We start from the raw sequence: 22694 nt of genomic DNA on the forward strand, positions 1-22694 counted from the left end.
GGCGCGACAGCCATGCGCACCGGTTGTCGCCGCCGAGAGCAACCACCTGTCCGGAGTCGTCGAAGGCCACGTCAACCGGCATCGTGCGGCCGGGGAGGCCGGGGCAGGTCAGAGGCCGCCGGTGTCGAGCAGCCGGTTGGGAGTGTCGGAGCGGACGCCGCGCACGACACCGCCGGTGGCCGTGTGGTCGAGCCAGACGTGCACCTCGCGAGCCGTGGCGTGCGGGTGAGCCGACAGGTACAGCGCGATCACGCCGGTCGCATGCGGCGCGGCCCAGGACGTCGCACCGATGTTCTCCGTGACCGTGCCGCCGCCCGCGAGGGCGGCGGTCACCTTCTGGCCGGGCGCGTACAGGTCCACGCACCGTCCGTACCCCGATCCGTAGGAGCTGCTGTCGTTCCACACGCGGTCGTTCGAGGTGGAGGCCGCCACGACGATCGTGCCGGGGACTCCGGCCGGGGAGTGCTTGCAGGCGTCGTCATGGAAGTTGCCGGCCGACACCACCGTCAGGATTCCCGCGTCGACCATCTTCTTCACGGCGGACTCCACGGCCGCCGACCGGTGGTCGAAGTTGAGCGACATGTTCACCACCGCAGGTTTCTGCGCGTGCGCGGTGACCCACTTGACCGACTTCACCACGGCCGCCTCGGCCGCCGTCGAGGAGCCGCCGCCCTGGCTCTCGCACAAGATGCCCTGGACCCGTACGAGTTCCGCCTTGGGCGCCACCCCGTATTTGGCCCCGCCGATAATGCCCGCGACGAACGTGCCGTGGCCGACGCCCTCCTCGCTGAAGCAGTCGCCGGAGTCCTTCGCGCCCACGAAGTCGGCACCCAGGCGGGCGCGTCCGCCGAACTCCTTGTGAGCGATGTCCATCCCGGTGTCGATCACATAGACGTGCACGCCCTTGCCCGTGGCGGTGGTGGTGAACTTCCCGTTCAGCGGCCGCGACCGCTGGTCCAGGATGTCCAGGTTCCACGGCACGTGCCGGGTGAGGGGCGACGCCGCGGTCTGCGCGCTCCCGGACAACTTCCCCACGGGACCGGGAGACGTCGGCGTCGAGCCGGACGAAGCCCCGTCCCCGGAGGGCGCCACGGGCGCCTCCTTCCCGTGCGAGGGGAGCGTCCCACCGGTCCCCCCGGCCGCCGCCCCGGCCTCCCCGCCGCAGGCCGAGGCCGCGAGCACCGTCGCCATGGCCACCACCAGGAGACCGGCCTTCGTTACGTTCCGCGTCACAACGTCCCCCACATCCCTGCTCCGTACGCAGTCAGCGCACAAGACGACCACAGGGGGTGGGCGGTTCCGGCGGGGGGTGGGGAGGAGTCGGTCACCAGCGCGTGCCGACCGGCGGGGCGGTCTGCCAGGCGCCGCGCCGCGCCTCGGTCGGTGCGGCGAACGCACCCGTGAACGACGCCCTGGTCGCCGACGAGAACGGCGCTCGCGCATCGTCGCTCACGACGCCCCGTCCTCGCCTGCCCCGACGGCAGTTTCCGGCCCGCAGGTCAGTCGGCTCACCGGCGGAGCCGGGGCGCGAGGACCGTGCGCACGACCTTGGCCACGTTGCTCGCCGCGGATCCGTCCTCTTCTCCGGGTTCCGGTTCCAGCACACGCTGGATCCGCAGCAGCAGCTGGTTGGTCGACCGCCAGAGCGGGACGAACAGGCCGGCCACCGGCCCGACGCCCTGGATCGGGCCCTCGGACAGTTCCGCGACCTTCTTGGCGAGCGTGACCGTTGCCGGGTCCCGCAGGATCAGGTGCACCTCATCGTCGACCAGCCGGATCTCCATCTTGCGCGCGGCGGCCTCCTCCGGGTTCGCGTCCGTGGTCGTCTCGGGATCCAGTTCGTCGATCTTGGCGGCGACCGCGTCCGGGTCGACCCCGAGTTCGCGCAGCACCTTGGCCGCCATGCTGTTCTCCGCCCGCAGCATCGCCTCCAGCAGGTGATGGCTGCCGACCGGTGCGCCCCCGGCCAGGGCGCTGGCGGCGGACACGGTGTCCTCGGTGGCAGATGTGCCGGCCGGCCATGGGCCGGCCGCTACGTCCTGCGATCCCTCCGAGGACGCCAGCACCGCGGCACGGATCCTGCTGACCGGATTGATCCGCTCGGCAAGCACCTTCGCGCCGACACCCTCACCCTCCCTGACCAGAGCGAGCAGGATGTGTTCCGTACCGATGTGGTTGTGGTGCAGCTGCTGCGCCTCGCGCAGGGCGAGTTCCAGCGTGTTCTTCGCGCGCGGCGCGAACGGGATATGGCCGCTCAGCTCCTGCGTCCCGGGCTTGACCACGGCCGCGATATCGGCCTGCGCCGTGTCCTTGTCGTACCCGAGTCGGTGCAGAACCCTCGCCGCCATGCTGTCCGGCGCGTCGAGCAGCCCCAACAGGATGTGCTCCGTGCCGATGTGGTGGTGCTTGAGCAGCCTCGCCTCCTCCTGAGCCGCGACGACGACCTTGCGGGCTTCTGCCGTGAACCTTTCAAATGACATGCTTCCATGGTCTCAACCCTGTCAATACACTGTTAATGACAGGGTCACCATGCTGAAGGGAGGGTGCGATGGAGACACCGTCGGACTGGGAGGACCGGCTCGCGCGCTGGCAGAACGAGCTGGAGCTGTTCGAGCAACTGGACGAGACACCCTGGGTCACACTGGCCAAGGCGGAAGCCGAGACCGGCGTTTCCCGCTCGGCCCTGCGGTCCTGGTACCGCAACGGCGAGATCCGCTCCCGGCTGGTGGACGGCCCGAACGGTCCGCAGCGCCTGGTCCAGCTGGCCGCGGTGATCGAGCGCGCCGCCGCGTCACCGCGCATTCAGCGCAGGGCGGAGCGGGAAGTCAGCCTGGAGGCGCAGGTCACCCTGCTTCGGCACCGGGTTGACCAGCTTGAGCTGCGGCTGGCCGCGCTGGAGCGGAAGTGACAGGGGCGAGCAGCACCCCGGTTTCATGCTGCCGCCCTGCCAGACCGCGTCCGGTGTGCGCGCGACGGTTCGGCCGATCCGCGTCCTGGCGGATGCGCTGAGCCGTCCTCTGAGCAGTGAACGGCAATCGCGGTGGCGGTCACATGCACGCCGGGCCGATGCCTTGAGCCGTCCGGGCGTTCAGCCCATGGAGCGACGACGCCGACCCTGCGGCGAGAGTCCGTCACGGCGTCGGCAGTTCGAGGTGCCGACGCCGTGACGGAATGCCGACGTGGCGGATCCACGGCCGACGACATGGTTCCCACGGGCGCGGGGCGGCTTCACTCGTCGCGCCCGACACCTCGACCGGGTGCGGTCATGTCCCCCGTCTCGGGCGTACCATCGGCGAGCCCGTAGCGCAGGTACACGGTGCCCTTCGGACCGGCTGTCGGCGGTTCGAGGAGTGTGACGTTCGTGGGCACCGCGCCGCCGTCGAACACCTTCTTCCCGACGCCGAGCACAATCGGGTGCACCCAGAGGTCGAGACGGTCGAAGAGCTTCTCGCGCAGAAGGGTCTGCACCAGGTTCAGGCTCCCGACGACCTTCACGTGCTCGTGCCGGTCACGGATCTCGCGCACCGCCGCGGCCAGATCCGGGCCGAGCTGCGTGGACCCGGCCCACGAGAGGTCGGGCCTGCCGCGGGAGGCCACGTACTTCGGGACGCTGTTGAAGAGCCGGGCGATTTCGTTGTCCTCGCCGCCCTCCTGATGCGGCCAGTAGGCGGCGAAGACGTCATAGGTTCGCCGGCCGAGCAGGAGGGCGTCCGTGCCCTCGTACGCGGCAGCGATCTGCGCCCCGGTGGCCTCGTCCAGCATGGGCGCCTGCCAGCCGCCGAACGGGAACCCCTCGGGGTCCTCGTCGGGGCCGCCGGGCGACTGCCCGACGAGGTCCAGGGTCGTGAACAGCTCGATGTCGATGAGGCCCATGCCTTACTCCCGATGAGTAGGTTCTGTCAGTCGGGAGGTAGACCTGTGGACACCGGCAGACTCATCGCTGCGACGGCGCCCGGCTTCGTACCCGTCGGCCGCCTCGCTGGTTGACCGGTCGCCACGCCGCCCCGCGATCGACGTCCTGGCGATGCTCGGCAGCAGGCCCGGCGGGTCTGCCGTGTGCCGTGATCCAGGCTCGCACCGATGCAATCTCCTGAGGCGACGTGGACACTGCCCGGCATGGCGACCCACTCCTCGCCGCCACGGACCGGCCACATCCGCACGCCACCACCGATCTCACCCATGACGATGCCGATACGACCGGTGGCGCTCTTTCGGCTGGTGAAGACCAGGGCGGGCCTCTACCCGTCGATGATCGCGAGGCGAAGTGGAGGGTCGTCCCGCCCGGCAGGGACGGCAGCGGCACACGGGCGTCCTTCGAGCAAGCCTCGTCCCGCTGCATCATGTAGGCATGATCACCATTCATCTGACGTACGAGATCGACGCCGACAAGCTGGAGGACTTCGAGGAGTACGGCCGCCGCTGGGTTGGGCTCGTCAACCGTTTCGGCGGGACGCACCACGGCTACTTCCTGCCGAGTGAGGGCGACAGCGACATCGCATACGCGCTCTTCTCGTTTCCCGGTTTCGCCGCGTACGAGCAGTACCGCACGGACAGCGCGTCTGATCCGGAGTGCCAGGACGCGCTCGAACTGGCTCGTCGCACGCGTTGCATCAAGCGGTATGAACGCCGCTTTCTCCGGCCGCTCGGCGGCGTGTCCTAGGCCGCCGGTAGGGCCGGGTCTTGTGGGACAGGGCTCCGGCGGACGAGAACAGTGACCGCGCGGCTGCCGCGATGGAGCCCGCACGACGACGGTCTCGCGCATGTACAGACGGCGGACACGACGACGGTCTCGCGCATGCACAGACGGCGGATGATCGGCTGACGCAAGTCGGCCGATTCCAGGAGGGCGCGGTGCGACGTACCGCGCCGCGCGTCGCACCGCGCCTAGCCCGGCCGCCCTACGGGTCAGAGCCGTGACAGCTCGTTCACCAGGTCGTCCAGGCCCAGCGAGCCCTGGGAGAGGGCCGCCATGTGCCACGCCTTCGGGTCGAAGGCGTCGCCGTGCCGCTTGCGGGCGTTCTCCCGGCCCAGTAGCCAGGCCCGCTCGCCGAGCTTGTAGCCGATCGCCTGGCCGGGCATGGTCAGATACCGGGTCAGCTCGCTCTCCACATAGTGCGCCGGACGGCTGGTGTGCGCGCCGAAGAACTCCTGCGCCAGTTCCGGTGTCCACCGCTCGCCCGGGTGGAAGGGGGAGTCCGCCGGTATCTCCAGCTCCAGGTGCATGCCGATGTCCACGATGACCCGGACGGCCCGCATCATCTGCGCGCCCAGGTAGCCGAGCCGCTGCTCCGCGTCCTTGAGGAAGCCCAGCTCGTCCATGAGCCGCTCCGCGTACAGCGCCCAGCCCTCGGCGTTGGCGCTGACCATGCCGATCGTGGCCTGGTAGCGGGAGAGGTCGTCCGCGACGTGCGCCCACTGGGCGAGCTGGAGATGGTGGCCCGGGACGCCTTCGTGGTACCAGGTGGAGACCAGGTCGTAGACCGGGAAGCGGGTCTTGCCCTTCGTCGGCAGCCAGGTGCGACCCGGGCGGGAGAAGTCCTCCGACGGCGACGTGTAGTAGGGCGACGGAGCGGTGCCGGGCGGGGCGATGCACGCCTCCACCCGCCGTACCCGCTCGGCGAGTTCGAAGTGCGTGCCGTCCAACTGCTCGATCGCCTCGTCCATCAGGCCCTGCAGCCAGTCGCGGACCTCGTCGACGCCGTCGATGTGCGTGCCGTGTTCGTCGAGATGGGCCAGCGCCACCCACGGCGTCTCGGCGCCGGGCAGGACCTTCTCGGCCTCCGCCTTCATCTCGGCGAGCAGCCGGTGGTACTCGGACCAGCCGTACGCGTACGCCTCGTCCAGGTCCAGGTCCGTGCCGTTGTAGAAGCGCGACCAGCGGGCGTAGCGCTCGCGGCCCACCGGGTTCGGGGCGCCCTCGATCGCAGGCGCGTAGACGTCGCGCATCCAGTCCCGCAGCTCCACCACGGCGGCGGTAGCGCCCCCGGCGGCCTCGTCCAGCTCCGGACGCAGCGCCTCGGGGCCGTCGGCGGCGAAGTCCTCGAACCAGCCGCGTCCCTCGCCCGTGTCCGCCCATTCGCCGAGCTGTTCGACGAAAGCGGCCGTCGGACGCGGAGCCGCGTGCAGTTCGCGCTCCAGCCCCAGGGCCAGGGACGCGCGGTAGCCCGCGAACGCCGCGGGCACCGCGCGCAGCCGCTCGGCGATCCGCGCCCAGTCCTCGTCCGTCTGCGTCGGCGTCATGGTGAAGATCTGGCGAACCCAGTGCGCGACGGTGGCCATGTTGCCGACCGAGCGCAGGCCCTCCTCGGCCTCGTGCACGGCGAGTTCGGCGGTGAGGCGCTCGCGCAGCAGCCGGGCGCAGCGCCGCTCCACGTCGCTGTCCCCGCCGGGTCGGCGCTCCGCCTCGTCCAGCCGGACGAGCGTGGCCCGCGCGAGCGCCGTGAGAGCCTCCTGCCCCGCGGGTGACAGATCGGGCAGGCGGCTGGAGCTCTCCTGCACGCCGAGCACGGTACCGGTGACCGGGTCGAGGGCGATGAGCTCGTCGACGTAGGCGTCGGCGACCTCGCGGGGCAGCGGGCTCTTGGTCTCGGACATGCGGACATCCTCATACGGGTGCCGTTGCCACGTCAGTCGGTTTGGCGGGGCCGCTGCCGAGGGCGGCCTGATTCGGTCAGGGCGTGGCCGCGGACGCGGCGGGCGGCAGCGGGGACCCGCAGTCCCACCGCTGCGGACTGCCGGGTTGCGAGGCCACCCGGACCGGCCCGGCGGGCATCGCGGACGCACCGCGCCCGGACACCGGCCTGCGGCTCGTGGAGTCACCCGCCCCGACCCCCGCCGGCCGATGTGGTCCTGGGGAGGGCGCCACACCTGCGTACCCGTACCGCTGCGCGTGTGACAACACGTTCGCCACAGCCCGCCCTCCGGCGGCCCGGCGAACAGGGCGCCCTGCTGGTGCTGCGCAACGCCACCAGGTACTCGGCGGGCACGGAGACATGTCGGCCGGTCCGGTTGCCTGCGATGGGGAGTTCGCGGGCGGGCTGCGTCAGGTCCGCTTCGCCATCGGCGGCGTACCACCCCCGCTGTCTGCGGCTGTCGGTGGGTCTGGGGGACGTGGAAAATCTTTGGCGGGATCTGGACGGGGAGTTGGCGACGGTGACGCCGCTCGGCCCGTAGGCCGGGTAGAAGGCCACCTCGTTGGGGCTTACAGGTCCTCGTCGAAGAGGTGACGGAGACCGAGGAGGCGAAGGCGGTCGGCGCACGGCTCTCCGACACGTGATCCGTACACCGAACGTTGGTGTACGGATCACGTGTCGGAGAGCCGAACCCCGGTGGTGATGACCTGTCCGCAGCAGCGAGGATCTGTGCTTCGGGGAGGGGCTGGGAAAGTGCGGGTCAGGAGGCGGCCGCCAGGGCGTCCAGACGTACAGGGGCGTCCGTGCGGGCCGTGATGTCCGCCGCGGTGACGCCGGGGGCTGTCTCGACCAGCGCGAGGCCGTCGTCGGTGATGTCGAGGACGCCGAGGTCGGTGATGATGCGGTGGACGCAGTGCTGGCCGGTGAGCGGCAGGGTGCACTCCGCGAGGATCTTCGGACTGCCGTCCTTGGCGGTGTGGTCCATGAGGACGATGACGCGGCGGGCGCCGTGGACCAGGTCCATAGCACCGCCCATGCCCTTGACCATCTTGCCGGGGATCATCCAGTTGGCCAGGTCACCGCGTTCGGAGACCTGCATGGCGCCGAGGACGGCGGTGTCGATGTGGCCGCCGCGGATCATGCCGAAGGACAGGGCGGAGTCGAAGAAGCTGGCTCCGGGCAGGACGGTGACGGTCTCCTTGCCCGCGTTGATCAGGTCGGGGTCGACCTCGTCCTCGTAGGGGTAGGGACCGGTGCCGAGGATGCCGTTCTCGGAGTGGAGGACGACGTGCACGCCGGGCGGGAGGTGGCCGGGGATCAGGGTGGGCAGGCCGATGCCGAGGTTGACGTAACTGCCGTCGGTGAGTTCGGCGGCGGCGCGGGCGGCCATCTGGTCGCGGGTCCAGCCCGTGGATGTGCTGGGCGTGCTCATGCGCGTACGGTCCTCTTCTCGATCTGCTTGTCGGCGGCCTCCGCAGCCGTCAGTTGCACCACCCGCTGGACGAAGACCCCCGGCAGATGCACGTCACCGGGGCGCAACTCACCCGGTTCCACCAGCTCTTCGACCTCCGCGATGGTGATGCGGCCGGCCATGGCGGCCAGCGGGTTGAAGTTGGCGGCCGCGCGGCGGAAGCAGAGGTTGCCGTGCCGATCGCCGCGCCAGGCGCGGACGAGTGCGTAGTCGGTGGTGATGCCGTGCTCCAGGACGTACGGGCGGCTCGCGAAGTCGCGGGTCTCCTTCGGCTGGGAGGCGACGGCGACCGAGCCTCCCCCAGCCTCCGGCCGGGAGGTGCCCCCAGGGGCATAGCGCCAGGGCAGGCCGCCCTGCGCGACCTGGGTGCCGACGCCGGCCGGGGTGTAGAAGGCGGGGATGCCCGCCCCGCCCGCCCGCAGGCGTTCGGCGAGCGTGCCCTGCGGAACGAGTTCCACCTCCAGCTCGCCGGACAGGTACTGCCGGGCGAACTCCTTGTTCTCGCCGACGTAGGAGCCTGTGACCCGGGCAATGCGCCCGTCGGCGAGCAGGACACCGAGGCCGCGGCCGTCGACCCCGCAGTTGTTGGAGACGACTCGTAGACCGCCGGTGCCCTGGGCGTGCAGGGCACCGATCAGAACGTCGGGTACGCCGCTGAGGCCGAAGCCTCCGACGGCGAGCGAGGCTCCGTCGGGGATGTCGGCGACCGCCTCGGTGGCGCTGCCGATGACTTTGTCCACGGTGTGGGTGTTCCTTTCAGTGTGCCGCGCCGGGCAGGACGGTGGGCCAGCCGCCGTCGACGACCAGGTTGGTGCCGGTGATGTACGACGCCTCGTCGGAGGGGAGGAAGACGGCGGCGTTGACGACGTCGTCGGGCGTACCGACCCGGCTGAGCGGGATGTGGTGGGCGATGTCGCGCATCGGGCGGTCCTCGGCGAGGAGACCGGCGCGGGAGCCGTCCGTGTCGATCGTGCCGGGGCTTACGCAGTTGGCGCGGATCCCGTACGGGGCTCCCTCTGCGGCTAGTTGTCGGGTCAGCGCGATCACGCCGCCCTTGGACGCCATGGAGGTACCCCCTGCTCGAGCGCAGCCGAGAGCTTGGGGGAGCAGCGCGGCGGCCCGGCCTGGCCGCGGGCGGTGCCGGAGATCAGGGCGACCTTGCCGTCGAGCCGCTTCACGACGTCCCCTCACGCAGGGCGTCGGACACGGACTTGACGCCGCCGTGCGCGGTCAGGCCGCCGTCGACCGGGATCTCCGCGCCGGTGATGAACGACGACTCGTCCGACAGCAGGAACACGACCAGGGGCGCGACCTCGCCGACGGTTCCGGTGCGTCCCAGAGGGGTCTCCCGGATGTTGGCCTCGTGGAAGGCCGGTGCGGCGGAGGCGGTCATCTCGGTCTGGATGTAGCCGGGGTGGATGATGTTGACGCGGATTCCGCGCGGCCCGAGTTCCAGTGCGGCCACTCTGGAAAGGCCGCGCAGTCCCCACTTGCTGGCGGTGTAGGCGACCGGATAGTGAGCGGTGAGTGCGGCGGACGAGCCGACGTTGACGATCGAGGAGCCGGGTGGCATGAGCGGGGCGAGGTGCTGGATGCCGAGGAGCGGGCCGGTGACGTTGACGGCGTGGACCCGGTCGAAGTCCTCGGCCCGTACGTCGCCGAGGCGGGCGCGCCAGGTGATGCCGGCATTGTTCACCAGGCCGTGCACCTGCCCGTAAGTCTCCCTCAGGTCGGCGGCGAGTTCGGCCCAGTCCTTCTCGCTGGTGACGTCGAGGCGGCGGCAGTGGCCCTCCGGCCGTACGTCGGTGGCGATCACCCGCGCGCCCTCCCGGGTGAGCGCCTCCGCCTCGGCAGCGCCCTGGCCGCGCGCCGCGCCGGTGACGACGACGATCCGTCCCAGGAGCCTCTTGCGGTACAGGTCGTTCACGGCCGCTCCCGGGACCGGCGTCGGCCGACGGGAAGAGGCACCGGATCGGCGCCTGGGACGACGGTGTTGGACACGGTGCCGATGCCTTCCACGATGAGGGTGACGGTGTCGCCCGGCTCGAGCGGCGGCGGGGTCTGCTCGCCGCGTACGCCCCACAGCTCGGCGAGGCAGCCGCCGTTGCCGCACGTGCCGGAGCCCAGGACATCGCCGGGCATCACCTGGGTACCACGCGAGGCGTAGGCGACCATCTCCTCGAACGTCCAGCTCATGTTGGACAGCAGGTCCTGGCCGACGACCTCGCCGTTGACCTCGGCGGTGAGCGTCAGCCGCAGGAAGCCTTCGTCGTCGCGGTAGCGCTCCAGTTCGTCGGCGGTCACCAGGTAGGGGCCGAGGGTGGTGGCGGTGTCCTTTCCCTTGCAGGGGCCGAGGCCGACCTTCATTTCGGCGGACTGCAGGTCGCGGGCGGACCAGTCGTTGAAGACGGTGTAGCCGATGATGTGGTCGCGGGCCTGCTCGGGCGTGAGGTCGCGGCCCTCGCGGCCGATGACGGCGGCCACTTCCAGCTCGAAGTCCAGCACCGTGGAGCCGGGTGGCACCGGAATGCTGTCATGGGGGCCGTACACGGCGTGCGGGTTGGTGAAGTAGAAGGTCGGAGCGGCGTACCACTGCTCAGGTACGCCGACGGCGCTCTGCACGGACCGGCGTACGCCTTCCACGTGCTCCTCGAAGGTGACGAAGTCCCGTACCGACGCGGGTTGGAGGGGAGGCAGCAGCCGGACCTGGGAGACGTGGGGGCCGGGCGGTACGTCCAGCGCCGCCGCGCCCGTGGCCAGCAACCCTGGCAGACCGCCGGCTTCCGACAGCAGGGCGGTCAACGACGTGACGCCGGGCAGCGGGAGGAGTGTGCCGTCGTCCTCCACGACGGCCACGCGGCGGCGATGCTGGTGTTCGTAGGCGGCGAAACGCATGGTGCGGCTCCTGGCAGGCTGGGCCCGGGGGCAGCGGCGCTGGTGCAGTCAGGGCAGTTGACAGGGCCACCGCGCCCCCGGGAGTCGGGGTGGGCTCAGACCGGCGGGGCGACGAAGACACCGCGGTCGGGGTCGTTGAACGACTCCTTGGCGACCAGTTCGTTCATCGGGTTCGCGGTGCCCCACTGGTCGGTGACCTCAGGCTCGGAGAAGTCGTAGACGTGCGGGTGCCAGGTGTCCTCGTCCAGCAGCTCCAGCTCCGTCGTGTACTCGACGGTGTTGCCGTGCGGGTCGAGGAAGTAGGTGAAGGTGTTGTCGCCCGCCATGTGCCGGCCGGGGCCCCAGACCTTCTGGTGACCGGCCCGGATGACACGGCCCGAGCCGCGCATGTACTCGTCGAGGCCGCGCATCTCGAAGGAGACGTGGTGCAGGGCGGTGTGCGGACCCTGGGCGATGGCCATGGAGTGGTGCTGGTTGGAGATCCGCATGAAGTGCATGACCTCGCCCATGTGCGGCGAGCTGAGTGTGTCGGAGAGGCGGAAGCCGAGGTGACGCTCGTACCACTCCCGAGTCCGGTTGAGATCAGGGGAGTTGAGGACGACGTGGGACAGCTTTACCGGGATGGACTCCTTTTCCTCGATCTTGCGGTGCCGGCGGACCTCGACGTCGGCCGAGACCTCGACGGTGCGTCCGTCGACGTCGAAGAAGCGGAAGCCGTAGCCGCCGCCGGGGGTGTCGACCTTGCCCGGATGGGAGATCAACTGCACACCCCTCGCGAGGAGTCGCTCGGCGAGCGTGTCGACGTCCTCGTGGGAGGCGGCTCCGTAGGACACCAGGTCCAGGCGCTTTTCGTCGGCCTTGCGCAGCCGGACGACGTAACTCTCGGGGGAGCCCTCGGCGGCGAGGAAGGAGATGCCGGAGTCCTCGGCCACCTTGGTCAGGCCCCAGACCCCGGAGTAGAAGTCGAGCTGCTTGTCGTAGTCGGGCACGGCGAGATCGACGTGCCGCAGGTGGGTGAGCAGACGTGCGCTCATGACGGGATCCTCCTCAGTCGAGGGTGAGATTGAGCAGTGCCGCGGCATTGCCGCCGCGTACGGCGTCGAAGTCGGCCTCGGACAGCCGGCCGGCGCGCAGTGCGCCGACGGGGTCCTCGGTTCCCATGTCGAACGGGAAGTCCGATCCGAGGCAGACACGGTCGGGACCGGCCACGCGGACCAGTTCCCCAAGGACGTGCGGGTCGTGGACGAGGGAGTCGAAGTAGAGGCGTTTCAGATAGCTGCTGGGCAGGTGGGCGCAGCCCGCGCCGGCGTCGGAACGGGTGGACCAGGCGTGGTCGGAGCGGCCGATGTGGGTGGGCAGATAGCCACCGCCGTGTGCGGCGATCACCTTCAGACCTGGGTGGCGGTCCAGGACGCCGGAGAAGATCAGGTGGGAGAGAGCGACGGCGTTCTCCGTCGGCTGTCCCACAGTGTTGGACAGATACCACTGGTCGAGCCGCTCGTCGAGCGTGCAGCCGAAGGGGTGCAGAAAGAGGACCGCGCCGCTCTCCTCGGCCCGCGACCAGAGGGGTTCGTAGGCCGGGTCGGACAGCTCACGGCTTGGGGCGTGGCTGGAGATCTCCACTCCGCTCAGTCCCTGTTCCAGGGCGTGGTCGAGGGCACGCACCGCGAGCCGCGGGTGCTGGAGAGGTACGAGGCCGAGTCCGCGCAACCGGTCGGGGGCGGCCGAACAATGCGCCGCCGTCGCCTCGTTCGCGAGCCGGTACATCTTCTCGCCCGTCTCCTCGTCCGCCCAGTAGTGGTAGTGCGAGGGGGACGGACTGACGAGCTGGACGTCCACGCCCTGCCCGTCCATCGAGGCCAGCCGCACGGCGGGGTCGGTCAGCCTCGTCACACGCTCGCGCACCATGGGCCCGTTGACGGCCAGGGCCGCCGGGCCGTTGCGCCGGGCGTCCAGTGCCCTTGCCCGAGTCAGCCCCGGCAGGCCTTCCACCAGTGCTTCGACCTCGGGCAGCAGGACGTGGGCGTGCACGTCGACGGTGAGAGCGGTCACGGCAGCTCCCGCAGCATCGTCATGGTCCGGGCCATCAGACCGGGAACGTCCGCGTCCCGGACGCCGTCGAGCTGCCACTGCCCGAGTTGCACGGACGCCTCCACCACCGGACGGACCCGGGCGATACGCCGCTCGTAGTACGCCTGGAACAGCGCGTCGTCCCAGCTCTCCGTGGCTGTCAGCAACTGGGCGAGCACCCACGCGTCCTCCAGGGACAGGGCAGCGCCCTGAGCGAGGGTGGGCGGACAGCAGTGCGCGGCGTCACCGATCAGCACCACGCGGCCGCGGTGCCAGGAGCCCTCGACCAGCAGCCGGTCGAACCACGTGTGGTTGACCTTCGCCGGGTCGGTGATGTGCTTCGTGATCTCCGGCCAGAAGCCGCCGTATGCCGAGGCGAGGCGGCGCATCTCGTCGGCATACGTCTGCGGCGGGATCGAGGCACGGTCGCGGTTGTCCTCGACGACGTACGCGTACAAGGTGCTGTCGCTCGTGGGGCTGTAGCCCGCGATGTAGGCAGGGCCGCCGTAGGCGAGGTCGGTGCGGGTGACACCGGCCGGACGCGGGGCGGCGATGCGCCAGATGGCCATGCCGGTGGGTTCCGGCTTGTCGGTGATGCCGATCGCCGCGCGGGTCGAGGAACCGAGTCCGTCGGCGGCGATCACCAGGTCGTAACGGCCCTCGGTACCGTCGGAGAAGCGTATGGAGACCCCTTTCGCGTCCTGGTCGAGGATCTGCGCGGTCGTGCCGAGGCGCACCGAGGCGCCGCTCGCGCGCACGGCGTCGATGAGGATCTGCTGGAGCCGGGGACGCTGCATGCCGAGCGTGGCGGGCAGGTCGTCACCGCCGGTGCGGATGTCCCGGGCGACGTGCAGCACGGTGCCGTCGGGGGCGGTGATGCCGACCGATCCGTAACCGAAGCCGGACGCCTGGACCTGCTCCCACACCCCGAGTTCACGCAGGACGCGCAGGGCGTTGCCCTGGAGGGTGATGCCGGAGCCTGCGGTGGCGTTCCAGTCATCCATGGCCTCGATCAGATCCACGGCGAATCCGCCGCGACGCAGAAGGACTGTGACGGCGTTGCCGGCTGCACCACCGCCGATCACCAGGACCGTACGGGCTTTGCTCATAGGGGAACTCCCTTGTTCCGCCGGTTACTTGACGGCGATCGGGTTGACCGGGGAGCCGACGGCTCCGGTGATGGGCAGGGGGGCGGCGGTGAGCCAGAAGTCGTGCACGCCGTCCGCGGCGCAGTCATCGGCGAGCGCGTCCAGATCCCACATCTCGCCGATGAGCAGGCCGATGTGCGGGATGGCGACCTGGTGCAGCGGCTGGAAGGCGGGCTCGAACTCGTTCGGCCTGACCTCGAAGCCCCAGGTGTCGGTGGCGAGCGCGGCGATCTCGCTGCCGTGCAGCCAGCCGGCCGTGGTGAAGGACAGTCCGGGCGAATCGCCGCCCGCGTAGTCACCCCAGCCGTCACGCCGGACCCGGGTCAGCTGGCCGGTGCGCACGAGCACGATGTCGCCGCGGCCCACTGCCACTCGGTGAGCCTCGGCCGTCGCCCTCAGGTGCTCCTCGGTGATGGCGAAGCCGTCGGGCAGCTCGCCGCTGTCACCGATGACACGGCCCACGTCCAGTAGCACACCGCGCCCGGCGACGTGAGGAGCCATGTGCTCGATGCCGGTGACCAGGTCGCCCTCGGAGGTGACGACCTTCTCAGCGGGGCGCCCGTTCCACGCCTTGCCGTGGTCGAAGATGTGGCCGAGCCCGTCCCACTGCGTGGAGCACTGCAGCGGCATCGCGATCACGTCGTCGGCGCCGCCCATGCCGTGCGGGAAGGGCTGGTGGCCCAGGGCCGCGTCCATGCCGGTGTCCAGCATCGTGTGCACCGGGTTGGTGCGTCGACGCCAGCCCCGCTGCGGGCCGTTCGTGTCGAAGGACTGGGCGAGCGAGAAACTGACACCCCGCCGGATGAGAGCCGCACCCTCGCGGCGCTTGGCCTCGTCGAGGAAGTTGAGCGTGCCGAGCACGTCGTCCTCGCCCCAACGCCCCCAGTTGGAAAAGGCCTTGGCCGCCTCCGCGATGGCGGCCTCGGGGTTGTGGCGGTCCAGGGTCACGGCGCGACCTCCGCCACACAGCGGGTGCGCTGCACGCCGAGCCCGGTGACCGAGCCTTCCATGACGTCGCCGTCGCGCAGCAGGCGGCCCCAGTGCATGCCGTTGCCGGCCGGGCTTCCGGTGAGCACCAGGTCGCCGGGCAGGAGCTGGGCGGTCTGCGAGGCGTACGCCACCATGCGCGCGACCTTGAAGATCATGTCCTTGGTGGACTCGTCCTGCATGGTCTCGCCGTTGAGCTTGAGGGTGACCCGCAGGTCGTCGGGGTGCGCGATCGACTCGGCCGGGACGATCCAGGGGCCGAGCGGGGTGAATCCCGGGGCGTTCTTGCTGCGCAGCCAGTCCGTGCCGATCTGCGGCATGTCCCGGCGGAAGACGGTGGCCCGGTCGGTCACATCATTGGCGATGGTGTAGCCGGCGATGTGATTCGGTGCCTCCTCCACCGACACCTGATAGGTGGCCCGGCCGATGACGACCGCCAACTCCAGCTCCCAGTCGGGCTGTTCGGCCCAGGCAGGCAGGACGACGTCGTCGTGGGGCCCGGTGATCGCGCTCGGCAGCCCGATGAAGACGTATGGCAAGTCCTCGGCGGCTCGCCGATCCATGAGCTCCGCCGCCTCCGCGCGGCGCTCCGCCTCGGGCCGCTCGTCGCCGGGGGCGCGATGGGCCACGTGGAGGTCGATCACGTGCTGGCGGTAGTTCGCGCCCGACTGGAACACCTGGCGCGGCGCGATGGGCGCGTGCACGCGAAGGCCCGCAAGGGGTGTGCGGGGCAGGGCGGGGTCGGCCGCCAGTGCGCGCAGTCGCGGCAGGGCCGTCTCCCAGCGGTCCAGTACGTCCAGCGCGGTCAGTCGCTCGTCGCCGAAGGCCTGCCGCAGGTCGAGTGTCCGGCCGTCGGGCGTCACCAGGGAGGGAAAGGCGGGCCCGTCCGGGGCCGAGAGCGTGGCGAGGGCGAAAGGTCCGGCGAAGAGTGCGGACGCGGGTTCAGGTTTCACGGACATGTCCTCCCGATTGCGGTGTGACCAATCTGGACCCCGCACCCGCAATCAGGGAAATAGATCCTATGGATGACGGTATCCATACCGTTTATTGTGGCTGGTCGTCGCCGTATCGCTTAGGGGAAGTCCGTGAATCTGGCCCGTCTCGACCTCAACCTCGTCGTCGCGCTGCGCGCGCTGCTCGAAGAGCGCAACGTCACCCGAGCCGGCCAGCGGGTCGGGCTGAGCCAGCCCGCCATGAGCGCGGCCCTGGCCCGGCTGCGCCGCCACTTCGACGACGACCTGCTCGCCCGTGTCGGCGGCCACTACGAACTCACCGCCCTCGGTCAGGTCCTGCTCGACCGCACTTCGACGGCCTATGACGTGCTGGAACGCCTCTTCGCCAGCCAGGCCTCCTTCGACCCGGCCAAGGAGATCCGCGAGTTCAAACTGATCGCGTCGGACTACGCCGTCGCCGTCTTCGGCACCGAACTCGCCCGCGTCGTGCACGAGGAGGCGCCCGGCATCCGGCTGCGCTTCTCCCAGACCCCGCCCACCGTGGTCGACGACACCGCCACGCTGCTCAGTGCCACCGACGGCCTGCTCATGCCGCACGGGATCATCAGCGACTTCCCCGCCACCGACCTCTACGACGACCGCTGGGTGTTTCTCGTCGCCGACAATCACCCGAGCGTCGGGGACCGCCTCACGGCGGAGGACCTGTCCCGGTTGCCCTGGGTCACCTACCAACGCACGTACGACGCCCCCGCGGTGCGCCAGCTCGGCATGCTCGGCATCGAACCGCGCGTGGAGGTCTCCGTCGACGGCTTCCAGTTGCTGCCTCTCCTGGTGGCAGGCACGCGGCGGATCGCTCTGGTGCAGGCCCGCCTCGCCCGTCTGATGGCGCCGCTCGCCGCCGTGCGGGTGGTGGAGCCGCCGTACGAGGCCATTCCGCTGAGGGAGGCACTGTGGTGGCACCCGGTGCACACGCACGACGCCGCCCACATCTGGCTGCGTGAGACGGCCGCGCGGGCCGCATTGAGGCTGCTCGACAGGGAGACCCAGGAGCCGGCGGCGGCGACGGCGTCGACCGGGCTCGACCGAGGACGCGGCCACCCGGACCCGGAGATCCCGGGCCCGGGCTAGAGCATGGGGCATGGCCGAGATACCGGTCGGAGGGGCGATGAGATGATCTTGAAGCCCTGAGTGGCCCACCAACGGCTTTCGGCGAAGCCGAGCGCGCAGCGGGCGCCGGTGATGTCGAGGCGGTCGGCGATCAGGCGGCTGTAGGCGCCTTCGACATACCGACGGCCCACCCCACAGCGCAACAGGCAGCGACGATCCCAGCATGGCCCACTGTTCATCTGGGAGATCACCTCGCCCACATCGAGATCATCACGGTATGGGGCCAGTCACCACCCGCGTGGAAGGCATGGAAGGATCGCGGCCATGTCCCTGAGCGTTCCCCGCCTCCGGATCGGCTCGACCGAGATCATCGCCCTCGCCGACGGCGAGGGCCCGTTCTTCTCCCCGCGCGCCGAGGCCTTCCCCGAGGCCACGGCCGCTCAGTGGGCAGAGGCCGACCGCTACGACCCGGGCGCGGTCGACGCCGAGGGCCGCTGGCGGCTCCAGTTCCGCGCGTACGCGATTCGCGGCGACAAGGGCCTCACCGTCGTGGACGCCGGGATCGGTCCGGCGGACAGCCCGGCCGGCTCGTGGGCGCCCGTGCCCGGTGCGCTCCCCGAGTCGCTCGCCGCCGCGGGCATCGACCCGGCCGAAGTCGACACCGTGGTGCTCACACATCTGCACACCGACCATGTCGGGTGGGCGGTCGTGACCGAGGCGGCCGTCCCATCAGCGGGCGCCGCTTCGACCGGCGGCGCTTCGACCGGCGGCGCGACCAGCGGCCGCCGCCCTTATTTCCCGAACGCCGAGTACCTGCTTCAGCGGGCCGAGTTCGACGCCCTCGACGCGCTCAACCCGCAGCTTCGCGAGACCCTCACCGACCCGCTCGCGGCCGCCGGTCGGCTCCGGCTCCTCGACGGGGACACGCGGCTGCGCGTCGGGCGCGCGGTCGCCACGCCCGGTCATACGCCCGGACACCAGAGCGTGCTGGTCGCCGACGGGCGCGAGCTGCTGCTCGTCACCGGCGATCTCCTGGTGCACGCGCTCCAACTGCTCCACCCCGAGCTCGCCTACGCGCACGAGACCGACCCTGAGGCGGCCAGGCACTCGAGGGAGCGCATGCTCGGCCGCGAAACCGCCACCAGGCTGCACCTGGCGACGCCGCATTTGACGGAGCCGTTCCTCTCGGCGTGATCGCGGCCGTTCCCTGGGAAGGCGCGGGTCAGGCCACGAGGGACGGCATGACTGTCGCCGCCAGGGAGGTGTCGGTGGTCGCCTGCACCGACTGCAGCAGTTCGTCGGCCACGTCGAGGTCCTCGATGGTCAGTTCCTCTCCGCCGCGCATGCGGACCAGAGCGTCCCTGAACGCCGCGACGAGACGTGCCGCGTGGGGGCCGAGTGGTATCGGGGAGAGGTATGACGGGTCGTTGGTCGCGGTCATGGCGCTCATCTCCTCGAGAGAGTGAGGGACCACTGAGGGCGGACATCCTCCTTGATCGCGCCGCGGTGCGGCATGCCGCACCGCGGCGCGATCGAAGATCGGCGTGGGAGCCGACGCGGCGTCAGCCGCGGTAGACGATCTCGGCCTGGTCGCGCTTGGTGGTGTGCAGGTCCCAGTAGACGGAGGAGACGGCCTCGGGCGTGGCCGTCCGCAGCGTGGGGTCGATCGAGACGCCGCCGAGCGCCACGTCGATGGCGACGTGAGCGACCTGGATACCGGTGCCGTCCAGCTCCTTGTGCAGGTTGACCACCCAGTTGCGCAGCGCTGCGGCGGCGGCGTTGACGTTTCCGACCATCGGCAGCGGGTCGAGGGAGCCGGCGCCGGTGGTGTAGAGCAGGGTGCCCGTGCCGGCCTCGCGCATCGCGGGCAGTACCGCCTTGGTGGCGGCCATGGCCCCGTACAGCTGGACCTCGATCTCGTGCTGGATGTCGGAGGGGTCGCTCTCGGCCGGAGTGGCCAGCACGGTGGATTCCATGGCGAGCGGGGAGTACTCGAGGACGTCGATGCCGTCGAACCGGGTGGCGGCGTCCTTGAGCGCCTGGGTGAGCGCGTCATGGTCGAGTACGTCCGCGGGGAACGCGGCGGCGGTGATGCCCTCGGCGGTAAGTGTGTCGACGAGACCGTCCAGCTTCTCGCGGTTGCGGGAAATCAGGGCCACGTCGAGGCCCTGGGCGCCGAAGGTGCGGGCGATGGCCAGACCCATTTGCGGGCCGGCTCCGATGATGGCGATGCTGGTCACAGCGATCCTTTCGTAAGGCGCGACAGGGAAGCGGGCAAGATTCGGATAGGCCTATCCGATTTACGAACCGGATAGCCCTTTCCGGCTCGCTGGGGGTCAGGCTAACAGGAAAAGTGGATAGGTCAATCCAGTTGCTGGACTGGCGGGTATGACCCCTGGCTCCCAGCGCCCCGACGACACCGGCGCCCAGCCGCTGCGCAGCGACCCCGAGCGAAACCGGGGGCGGATCATCGCTGCCGCACGCAGGGTGTTCGCCCGCGACGGACTGAACGCCTCCATGGCCTCCGTTGCCCGCGAGGCAGGCGTCGGCATCGCCACCATGTTCCGCCGCTTCCCCGCCAAGGAAGAGCTGGTCGCCGCCGTCTTCGCCGACCGCATGGACGCCTACGCCTACGCCGACGCGGTCGCCACCGCCCTCGACGACCCCGAGCCCTGGCACGGTTTCGTCGGCTATATCGAGACCGCCTGCGCGATGCAGGCCGCCGACTACGGTTTCGCCGACGTGCTGACCACGTCCTTCCCCACCGCCAAGGCCATGGAAGGGCGCCGCAACGAGGCACTTGAGGGCATGTTGCGGCTCATCGACCGGGCCAAGGCCGCGGGCAGGCTGCGCGAGGACTTCGACTCCTCGGACATCGTGCTGCTCCACACGGCCAACGCCGGTGTCGTCAGCGCCACCGGCAGCGCCGCCCCCGACGCCTGGCGGCGCGTCGTCGCGCTGTTCATCCAGTCCTCGGAGGCACCGGCCCGCGGCCCCCTGCCCGCCTCGCCCCCGCACGACGACCTCCACAAGGCCATGCTCCGTGCCGGCCCGGCCGTCCTCACCACGCCGGACCCGGACACGACCAGCTGACCCGAGGTCCATCCCGCCGTGCCTGGGTGAAGCGCGGCGGCAGCATGCCCGGAAAGGCTGCCCAGGGCGGCACGTCGCGCAGGAAGGGGAGGGGCGGCGGGAGCGAGAAACCTCCCTTCGCGTCAGCGGGCAGCAGTTCCCGCGCCGGCCCCGCAGGCGATGCCCCGTGGGCCACACCACCCGCAGATCACGGGCCGACGCGACGGCCGCCTCCACCGGCGGCGCGGCGACCACATGGCCGAGGGCGAACACGACGAGCGCCGCTGGCCCGGGCCTTGCGCGCACCGATGTTCGACAGTCACACCACCGCCGAGGACGGGCGCCCCGACTTCGGCCGCTACCTCTTCCTCGGCCCCGGCTTCCCAGCACTTCTTCGTCGACTGGGAAGCCGGCGCGATCGCCACCGCCGCACTGCTGCGCGCCGAAGCCGGGCAGGAGAGCTGGACGCAATCCAGGACGCCCACCGCGCCACCGAAACCGGCCACGCCCGCGGCAAGCGCGTCATCCGACTTGTTCAGCGCGCAGGGGTGTCTGAGCCCTGTGGCACCGAGATCACGCTCGTGCTGGGATGGTCCCTTTCAGAAGTCGTGTCATCCGCGGATGAGAGCTCCGTAGAGGGAACGGGCCACAACGGGCTCGCCCGTCGTCGTGGCCAACGGACGACATCAAGCCTGGTCAACGACTTCGGCCCGCCCGCCCCGACCGGCTCGACGGGCGGGCGGCGGGCTCGACAGCCGGTCGCCGCCGGACTCCGTGTCAGGGATGCTGCGTCGTCAGCGGTGTCGGCGACTCGGACGCGGTCACCGGCGACCGCGAACGACGTCCGGGGCGATGTCCTCACGGAATCCCTCGTCCACCGTTGCCGCGGACCTCAGGGAGGTCGTTGTTGGGGCGGTGCCGCAGAATGCCGCTTCCAGCGTTCCGCCCAACGTGGTGTTGACAGCCCCGTTATTGGAGGTGTTGGCCATGGAGGTCACGGTGCGGCTGCCGTCAGGAGTACCGAACACCCAGGTGTAGTACCCCTGCACGGTGCCGGTGTGCCCGTAGACCGTCACACCACAGGACAGCTTCCTGGCGCGCAGACCCAGACCGTAGGACTGGCTGCCGTCCGCGTTGACGGGGACCAGGGTCATCATCTGCCGCAGCGCACTCTCCGGGAGCAAAGCGCCGGAGAGCAGGGCGCTGAAGAACGTGTCCAGGTCCTCCGCATTGGAGATGATCGCACCGGCGGACTGCGCCCAGGAGACCGTCTGCTCCGTGGAATCCACCAGGGGAAGCGTGGTGTCGTCCGGTCGCAGATAGCCGCGCGAGGCGGACCCGGCGATGTCGGTAAGGGGGTGAACATAAGAGGTGTTGCCGAGTTTGAGCGGCTCGAAGATGCGCTGCCGATACTGCTCTGCGACCGGCTTCCCCGTGAGGTGCTCGATTATCTGGCCGATCACCACGAAGTTGGTGTTGGAGTAGCTGTAACCGGATCCGGGCGTGAGGGTCAGTGGGCGTGCCGTGGACTTGTTGATCAGTTCCTGGAAGCTGAATGTCTTGTTCCGCACCGCCTCGAAGCCCGGAACGGTGTAGTAGAACATATCGTTGGTGTAGTCGTAGAGCCCACTGCGGTGACTGAGCAGGTGCCGCACGGTAATGGAGCTGCTCGGCAGAGGAGTGGGCAGGTACGTGTTGGCCGGCGCGTCCAGGTTGACGAGGCCCTCGGAAACCAGTTGCATCAGGACGACTGTGCTGAAGGTCTTGGTGACGCTTCCGATCCGGAACCGTCGGCCGGTGTCCATCCTGGCCCCTGTGGCCGTGTTCGCCTTGCCGCTCGCGACGCCGTAGTAGGTGGCCTGGTCGTCGATGAGGGTCAGTGCCCCCGGTGCGCCCTGCGCCATGGCCTGTCGCTGCACGGCGCGGACGGCCTCGATGTTCGGCGCCGCTAATGCAGCGGCGTGTGAGGGCGTCGCGAGGGTGGTGAGCGTGAGACCTGCGAGGACGACGCCAATTGCTCGAATGCGCATACAAAACCTTCTCTGGGAAAGGCCGGCGAGTGCCGAGCCGAAGCTGGAGGGGTTTCGGTGCTGTTCTTCGTCATTCGTTCTTGTGGCAGCGGGCAGCGGCGACAGCGGTGCGGTGGTGGGGCTGACCCCGTGCTCCGTGTGCAGCCCGTCGAACCTTGATCGGCGTGATGGATCATTGACACCCTAACGGCCTTTTATTCTCCCAGAGTTGACCCTCGAAAATTTCGGAAGGCCGGGGCTCGTAGAAGGCGCCGTCGCGGAGCATCCCGAACAGCACGCTCATGCGCCGACGGACGCGTGGCTCGAGGTGTGACCTCTGCGCCTGGGGC

23 protein-coding genes and 1 pseudogene are annotated in these 22694 nt (G+C 70.3%); 6 read left to right on the forward strand and 18 right to left on the reverse strand.

All coding sequences use genetic code 11. The features are described from left to right. Nucleotides 1-108: 108 nt before the first annotated feature. The 3 genes from ACIPFH_RS19705 to ACIPFH_RS19715 all read right to left on the reverse strand — a co-directional run bounded on the left by ACIPFH_RS19705 (nucleotide 109) and on the right by ACIPFH_RS19715 (nucleotide 2480). Entirely contained in the window at nucleotides 109-1233 is a 1125-nt protein-coding gene (locus ACIPFH_RS19705) for a S8 family peptidase (protein ID WP_401827964.1), read from the reverse strand. A gap of 91 nt (nucleotides 1234-1324) precedes the next feature. Further along, nucleotides 1325-1453, reverse strand: a complete 129-nt coding sequence (locus ACIPFH_RS19710; protein WP_401827965.1) for a hypothetical protein — start codon at nucleotides 1451-1453, stop codon at nucleotides 1325-1327. A 55-nt stretch (nucleotides 1454-1508) separates the two neighbouring features. Continuing rightward, nucleotides 1509-2480: a Clp protease N-terminal domain-containing protein gene (locus tag ACIPFH_RS19715; protein WP_401827966.1), complete on the reverse strand. Its 972-nt coding sequence runs from the start codon at nucleotides 2478-2480 to the stop codon at nucleotides 1509-1511. A 68-nt stretch (nucleotides 2481-2548) separates the two neighbouring features. Between ACIPFH_RS19715 and ACIPFH_RS19720 the strand changes: the two genes are divergently transcribed. After that, nucleotides 2549-2908, forward strand: coding sequence for an excisionase (locus ACIPFH_RS19720; RefSeq protein ID WP_401827967.1), 360 nt, complete (start codon nucleotides 2549-2551; stop codon nucleotides 2906-2908). Between the two features lie 320 nt (nucleotides 2909-3228). On the opposite strand, the gene ACIPFH_RS19725 is transcribed toward ACIPFH_RS19720, so the two are convergent. Continuing rightward, complete coding sequence (locus ACIPFH_RS19725) at nucleotides 3229-3873, reverse strand: dihydrofolate reductase family protein (RefSeq protein ID WP_401827969.1); 645 nt, start codon at nucleotides 3871-3873, stop codon at nucleotides 3229-3231. Nucleotides 3874-4348: 475 nt separating this feature from the next. Here ACIPFH_RS19725 and ACIPFH_RS19730 point away from each other — a divergent pair, with 475 nt between their 5' ends. Continuing rightward, entirely contained in the window at nucleotides 4349-4660 is a 312-nt protein-coding gene (locus tag ACIPFH_RS19730; protein WP_356254133.1) for an NIPSNAP family protein, read from the forward strand. Between the two features lie 245 nt (nucleotides 4661-4905). Here the strand turns inward: ACIPFH_RS19730 and ACIPFH_RS19735 are convergent, their stop codons facing one another. Continuing rightward, a complete protein-coding gene (locus ACIPFH_RS19735) occupies nucleotides 4906-6594 on the reverse strand; it encodes a DUF885 domain-containing protein (RefSeq protein ID WP_401827971.1) in 1689 nt (562 codons plus the stop codon). Between the two features lie 134 nt (nucleotides 6595-6728). Between ACIPFH_RS19735 and ACIPFH_RS19740 the strand changes: the two are divergent. After that, nucleotides 6729-7085, forward strand: a pseudogene (locus ACIPFH_RS19740) (PLP-dependent transferase); the annotation flags it as partial. Nucleotides 7086-7392: 307 nt separating this feature from the next. On the opposite strand, the gene ACIPFH_RS19745 reads toward ACIPFH_RS19740, so the two are convergent. From ACIPFH_RS19745 to ACIPFH_RS19790, 10 genes are all read right to left on the reverse strand, one after another. Then, on the reverse strand, nucleotides 7393-8064 hold the full coding sequence (locus tag ACIPFH_RS19745) for a CoA transferase subunit B (RefSeq protein WP_401827973.1): 672 nt from the start codon (nucleotides 8062-8064) through the stop codon (nucleotides 7393-7395). Then, a complete protein-coding gene (locus ACIPFH_RS19750) occupies nucleotides 8061-8843 on the reverse strand; it encodes a CoA transferase subunit A (protein ID WP_401827975.1) in 783 nt (260 codons plus the stop codon). Before ACIPFH_RS19750 ends, ACIPFH_RS19745 begins: the two co-directional genes overlap by 4 nt. Before the next feature lie 16 nt (nucleotides 8844-8859). Continuing rightward, complete coding sequence (locus ACIPFH_RS19755) at nucleotides 8860-9168, reverse strand: SDR family NAD(P)-dependent oxidoreductase (RefSeq protein ID WP_401827977.1); 309 nt, start codon at nucleotides 9166-9168, stop codon at nucleotides 8860-8862. Nucleotides 9169-9277: 109 nt separating this feature from the next. Then, nucleotides 9278-10030 (reverse strand): SDR family NAD(P)-dependent oxidoreductase, encoded by a 753-nt coding sequence (locus tag ACIPFH_RS19760; RefSeq protein WP_401827978.1) that lies wholly within the window; start codon nucleotides 10028-10030, stop codon nucleotides 9278-9280. Beyond that, on the reverse strand, nucleotides 10027-10998 hold the full coding sequence (locus tag ACIPFH_RS19765) for a fumarylacetoacetate hydrolase family protein (RefSeq protein ID WP_401827979.1): 972 nt from the start codon (nucleotides 10996-10998) through the stop codon (nucleotides 10027-10029). The genes ACIPFH_RS19760 and ACIPFH_RS19765 overlap by 4 nt, the downstream gene beginning before the upstream one ends. 95 nt (nucleotides 10999-11093) lie before the next feature. After that, nucleotides 11094-12032, reverse strand: a complete 939-nt coding sequence (locus tag ACIPFH_RS19770; protein ID WP_401827981.1) for a VOC family protein — start codon at nucleotides 12030-12032, stop codon at nucleotides 11094-11096. A gap of 13 nt (nucleotides 12033-12045) precedes the next feature. Then, nucleotides 12046-13050, reverse strand: a complete 1005-nt coding sequence (locus tag ACIPFH_RS19775; protein ID WP_401827982.1) for an amidohydrolase family protein — start codon at nucleotides 13048-13050, stop codon at nucleotides 12046-12048. Beyond that, entirely contained in the window at nucleotides 13047-14177 is a 1131-nt protein-coding gene (locus tag ACIPFH_RS19780) for an FAD-dependent oxidoreductase (RefSeq protein ID WP_401827984.1), read from the reverse strand. The genes ACIPFH_RS19775 and ACIPFH_RS19780 overlap by 4 nt, the downstream gene beginning before the upstream one ends. Nucleotides 14178-14201: 24 nt before the next feature. Further along, nucleotides 14202-15164, reverse strand: coding sequence for a cyclase family protein (locus ACIPFH_RS19785; protein WP_401827986.1), 963 nt, complete (start codon nucleotides 15162-15164; stop codon nucleotides 14202-14204). Further along, on the reverse strand, nucleotides 15161-16162 hold the full coding sequence (locus ACIPFH_RS19790; protein ID WP_401827988.1) for a fumarylacetoacetate hydrolase family protein: 1002 nt from the start codon (nucleotides 16160-16162) through the stop codon (nucleotides 15161-15163). Before ACIPFH_RS19790 ends, ACIPFH_RS19785 begins: the two co-directional genes overlap by 4 nt. A gap of 126 nt (nucleotides 16163-16288) precedes the next feature. Here ACIPFH_RS19790 and ACIPFH_RS19795 point away from each other — a divergent pair, with 126 nt between their 5' ends. After that, nucleotides 16289-17284, forward strand: coding sequence for a LysR family transcriptional regulator (locus tag ACIPFH_RS19795; RefSeq protein ID WP_401827990.1), 996 nt, complete (start codon nucleotides 16289-16291; stop codon nucleotides 17282-17284). Between the two features lie 303 nt (nucleotides 17285-17587). Further along, nucleotides 17588-18457, forward strand: coding sequence for an MBL fold metallo-hydrolase (locus ACIPFH_RS19800; RefSeq protein ID WP_401827991.1), 870 nt, complete (start codon nucleotides 17588-17590; stop codon nucleotides 18455-18457). Nucleotides 18458-18485: 28 nt separating this feature from the next. Here the strand turns inward: ACIPFH_RS19800 and ACIPFH_RS19805 are convergent, their stop codons facing one another. Together ACIPFH_RS19805 and ACIPFH_RS19810 are read right to left on the reverse strand one after the other, a co-directional pair. Beyond that, the gene (locus ACIPFH_RS19805; protein ID WP_401827993.1) at nucleotides 18486-18704 is read right to left on the reverse strand and encodes a hypothetical protein; all 219 of its coding nucleotides are present in this window, start codon (nucleotides 18702-18704) and stop codon (nucleotides 18486-18488) included. A 121-nt stretch (nucleotides 18705-18825) separates the two neighbouring features. Continuing rightward, entirely contained in the window at nucleotides 18826-19503 is a 678-nt protein-coding gene (locus tag ACIPFH_RS19810; protein WP_401827994.1) for an SDR family NAD(P)-dependent oxidoreductase, read from the reverse strand. A 148-nt stretch (nucleotides 19504-19651) separates the two neighbouring features. Between ACIPFH_RS19810 and ACIPFH_RS19815 the strand changes: the two genes are divergently transcribed. Beyond that, the gene (locus ACIPFH_RS19815) at nucleotides 19652-20356 is read left to right on the forward strand and encodes a TetR/AcrR family transcriptional regulator (RefSeq protein ID WP_401827996.1); all 705 of its coding nucleotides are present in this window, start codon (nucleotides 19652-19654) and stop codon (nucleotides 20354-20356) included. Nucleotides 20357-21156: 800 nt separating this feature from the next. On the opposite strand, the gene ACIPFH_RS19820 is transcribed toward ACIPFH_RS19815, so the two are convergent. Next, nucleotides 21157-22365: a serine hydrolase domain-containing protein gene (locus tag ACIPFH_RS19820; RefSeq protein WP_401827998.1), complete on the reverse strand. Its 1209-nt coding sequence runs from the start codon at nucleotides 22363-22365 to the stop codon at nucleotides 21157-21159. Nucleotides 22366-22694 lie beyond the last annotated feature (329 nt).

The organism is Streptomyces sp. NPDC088157 (assembly GCF_044741545.1).
In the GTDB taxonomy this organism is placed as follows: domain Bacteria; phylum Actinomycetota; class Actinomycetes; order Streptomycetales; family Streptomycetaceae; genus Streptomyces.